This window comes from Streptomyces sp. NPDC059037 (assembly GCF_042740015.1).
In the GTDB taxonomy this organism is placed as follows: Bacteria; Actinomycetota; Actinomycetes; order Streptomycetales; family Streptomycetaceae; genus Streptomyces.
In genome coordinates, this window is record NZ_JBHYIG010000130.1 from 1 (window position 1) to 3,914 (window position 3,914).

General features: G+C 72.0%; 3 protein-coding genes. 1 reads left to right on the forward strand and 2 read right to left on the reverse strand.

Going from position 1 to position 3,914, the window contains the following annotated elements; translation table 11 throughout:
* Nucleotides 1-138 precede the first annotated feature (138 nt).
* A complete protein-coding gene (locus ACFWY6_RS25085; RefSeq protein WP_384694412.1) occupies nucleotides 139-1,341 on the reverse strand; it encodes a M6 family metalloprotease domain-containing protein in 1,203 nt (400 codons plus the stop codon).
* Between the two features lie 111 nt (nucleotides 1,342-1,452).
* Between ACFWY6_RS25085 and ACFWY6_RS25090 the strand changes: the two genes are divergently transcribed.
* Nucleotides 1,453-2,376, forward strand: coding sequence for a LysR family transcriptional regulator (locus ACFWY6_RS25090; protein WP_384694415.1), 924 nt, complete (start codon nucleotides 1,453-1,455; stop codon nucleotides 2,374-2,376).
* 81 nt (nucleotides 2,377-2,457) lie between these two features.
* On the opposite strand, the gene ACFWY6_RS25095 is transcribed toward ACFWY6_RS25090, so the two are convergent.
* Nucleotides 2,458-3,771 carry a cytochrome P450 gene (locus ACFWY6_RS25095; protein ID WP_384694418.1) on the reverse strand — a complete coding sequence of 438 codons (1,314 nt, stop codon included), beginning with the start codon at nucleotides 3,769-3,771 and terminating at the stop codon, nucleotides 2,458-2,460.
* Nucleotides 3,772-3,914 lie beyond the last annotated feature (143 nt).

Genomic DNA, 3,914 nt, shown 5'->3' on the forward strand with positions numbered 1-3,914 from the left:
CGGGGGGGGCTGGTGTGGCGCCACTCCCCCCACGTGCCTTCCCCGGGGCGGGGGCTCACCGGGGGGGGCCCCGGGCACCGGGGGGGGGGGGGGGGGGCGCGGGGCCACAACTGCCGCCGGGACGCTATGACTTGGCGATCACGACTTGGTGATCCGCACGGTCTCGCCGTACCCGTCGGCGCTCAACACCTCGATCCGGACGCCCGCGGCGGAGTCGGTGAACGACTCACCGGCCCAGTACGGGGCGTCGTCCAACGGCCGGCAGCCCGACGCGGGCGTGGCACTCGGCTTGGCGTCCATGACCCTGATCGGCCCCTCACCGGTCGCCACGGACGAGTCGACCCGGTAGACCAGCGCACCGGTCGAGCAGACGCCGCTGTCCGCCCGGACACCCCGCCGCGATTCGACGACGTACGCGGTGGTGGGGCCGGTGCGGATGACCGCCATCTTGGTGCCGGACCCGTACTCCACCGCGGTGAGACGTACGGTGTCGCTGCCCGCCGATGCCCGGCACACGACCTGTCTGTCGTCCGTCCATCCCAACTTCCAGGACTGCCAGGCGAAGTACTGCGGCCCGGCCCCGCCGATCAGCCCCATCACGTCCCATCCGCCCACGAAGCGATGCAGGTCGTCACCCGCGTCGAAGGCGTACAGGTCGGGCAGCCCGAAGGTGTGGCCGGTCTCGTGGGCCACCAGCTTCTTCCCCCAGTGCCACATGTCCTGGCCGAAGGTGACCGCCCACTTGATCCGCCTGCCGTCGGCGACGACGCCCGCCGTCCCCGGCTCGTACACATAGGTGGGGGTGAAGGAGATCGCCGACGCGTTCTTCGTCGCCACGACGTAGACCATGTCGTACCGCGAGAAGTCCACGTCCGGGTCGGCCGCCGTGACCGCGTCCTTGACGTACGCCTCGTGCTCCTCGTGCGAGAGGCCGCGCTCGTATCCGTAGTCAGTGGACTTGTGTGGCATCCTCACCCAGCGCTGATGCCGGGTGATGTCGAGCCGTGCCTTGCCGTACGAAGCGTTGCGCAACCAGTCCGCGCCGGGCGTGAGTCGGCCCGCGGCGTCGGCCGGGGACTCGGTCGCGGGCGCGTCCGGGAAGTCCACGAAGACCATGGCGACCTTGATGGTGCCCACCGGGCGCTTGAACACGGAGTAGTCCGTGTCATGCCCTTCGTCCGTCCAGCCGGTGGTGCCGCGCAGTGCACAGGCGGACGGCCGTTCGGCGGCCGTCGCGGCGACGGCCGAAGGGGGAACGGCGAGCAGGAGCGGGGCCAACACCGCGAACAGCAACGGCAGAAGCGCCGTCCGGACGGCCGGCGAGGCGTAGCGACTTCTCACGTGATCACTGCTTCTCATGAAGCCTCCCATGAATGGCGTGTGACATTTCACATAAGACTGCGGACGCATGCCCCTGTCCGAAAGATGTCGTCGGTCCATAACATCCGCGCCATGGATCTGGAGATACGGCACCTGCGGGTGGTGTGCGCGATCGCCGAGGCGGGGAGCCTCACCCGCGCCGCCGCCTCGCTCCGCATGACGCAGCCGGGACTCAGCGCCCAACTGCGCCGCATCGAGGCCATGTTGGGCGGAGCCTTGTTCGACAGGCGGCAGTCCGGCGCCGCCCCCACGCCCTTCGGCGAGCTGGTCATCGCGCGGGCCCGCGCCATCCTGCCGGGCGTCGACGGTCTGCTCGCCGACACGGCCCGCGCCGCCCGCCGCAGATCGGGGTCGGACCGGATCCGGGTGGGTTCGGTCGGCGCCCCGCTGCTCGGCCATCTCCTCCTGGCCGTCGGGGTGTTGCTGCCCGAAGCCGACTTGACCTCGCGCTGCCAGTACTCCCCCGTTGCCCTGCTCGACGACCTCGCCGCGGGCCGCCTCGAGGCAGCGGTGCTCGGCGACCACCCCGGCCAGGAGCTGCCACGACGCGAGGGCGTGGCACTCCACACGATCGTCGCCGAGCCGGTCTTCGCCCTCCTGCCGACGGCCCACCCGCTCGCCGCGCAGGACGAGGTCTCCCTGGCCGACCTCCTGGCGGAGGACTGGGCTGTCCCGCGGCCCGACGGCGACCGGACCCACGAGTACTGGGCTTCCCTCTGCGCCGTGACCGGCCGCGCCCCGTCCGCCCCCTACGAGGCGGAGGGACGGCAACTGATCGAGATCGTACGGGCGGGCCTGGCCGTCAGCCTCTGCCAGGCCACGTTCATCGAGGTACCCGGCGTCGTGGTCCGCCCCCTGGCCGGAAATCCCTTGTGGTACCGGCACATTCTGGCCTGGCGCCACGACGGCCCGCTGGCGCCCCGCGGCACCGAGATGTCGACGGCTATCTGGCGGCCTGCCCGGACAGCGCCGCGTACGCCCGCTGGCGCGACCTGAATCCACCCGCCGAAGGCGATCAGCGTCGAGCCGATCGTGGCGGCCACCGCCGATGAGGACGACGTCGGGGTCCTTGCGCCCCTAGAGGTCCCGTGGCCGCACCGTCATCCGGATCCCGTCCCGTGCCCACAGCACGAACCGTTCCACCGGCGTCACTTCGTGCCCCGGCGCGGGCCGGAAGCGCAGGCGCTTGAGGAGGACGGTCAGGACAAGCTGGGCCTCGACCGTGGCCAAGGCGGCGCCCTCGCAGCTGCGTGGCCCGATCCCGAAGGGGATGTACGCGAGCCTCGGCCGCTTGGCCATCTCCTGCGGCGTGAAGCGCTCGGGGTCGAACCGCTCCGGATCGGGCCAGTGCTCGGGGTTCAGGTGCACCGCCCAGAACGGATAGAACACCGTCGTCCCGGCCGGGATCTCGTACGGGCCCAGGGCCAGGTCCTCGGTCGTCTCGCGTGCGCCGTACGGACCGGGCGGGAACAGGCGCATCGACTCCTTGAGCACCATGTCCAGATAGGTGAGCCGCCGCAGATCACCGTAATCGGGCGTGGCGCGCTCCCCCAGCACCTGGTCCAGTTCGGCGGTGACGCGATCGGCCACCTCCGGATGGCGACCCAGCAGGTGCAGCGTCCACGAGACGGCGACGCCCGTGGTGTGGTGGGCGGCGAGCAGCGTCACCATCACGGTGTCCCGAATCCGCGCCGGGCTCTGACCGGCCTCGACGAGCGCCCCGATCAGGTCGCTGCGGTCGGTGCGGCCGCCCGGACGATGCGCCGCCACCACGCGGTCGACCGTCGCGCGCAGATACCCGAGGGCCTCCTCGGCCCGCTGTGCCGAGCGCGGGTCGGACCGCGGCACCTGGTAGAGCCGCCCGAGGTGTTCGGTGAGCACCTCCTCGAACGCGGCGACGACACGGTCCGTGTCGGTTTCCGCACCGCCGAGCGCGAACCCGCAGATCATACGGAGCGACAGCGCGGTCAACTCCTTCTGCAGCTCTACGGGTTCGCCGTCGGTCTGCCCGGCCCAGCGGTCCGCGAGTTCCCGCGCCAGCTCGTTGAAGCGCGCGAAGTGCCGCTCGTGAGCCGGCCGTCCGGCGAGCACCGAGAGCAGCAGTCGGCGCCAGGGTGTGTGCTCGTCGGCGGGCAGCACTTGCAGGTTGCCCGCCTCGCACAGCGGGTCCAGGAACGCGAACAGCTCCTCGGGCCGCTTGTCGATGTGCGCCGTGGCCTCCAGAAGCACGGGGTCGGCGACCGACACGGCCGTGCCCGCGCCCGGCAGTTGGAAGCGCACGACGGGGCCGTACGCCTCGTGCAGGCGTAATTGGTGCCGGTGCAGCCCGCCCGCAGCCGCGATGGCGCTCAGCCCGCCGTCCTCCTGGTGCTCGGGTCCAGGGATGCGCATAACGGTGCCTCCTGTCGCAGGTCCTCCCCCTCGGGTGTCTGCCCGAAGGGCCTCAACTGCCCACCCCCCCCCCAACCCACCCCCCCCCGGGCGGGGGCCCGCGAGAGCGGAGGGGGGCGCGGGGGCGGCGGCGCGGCGCGGGC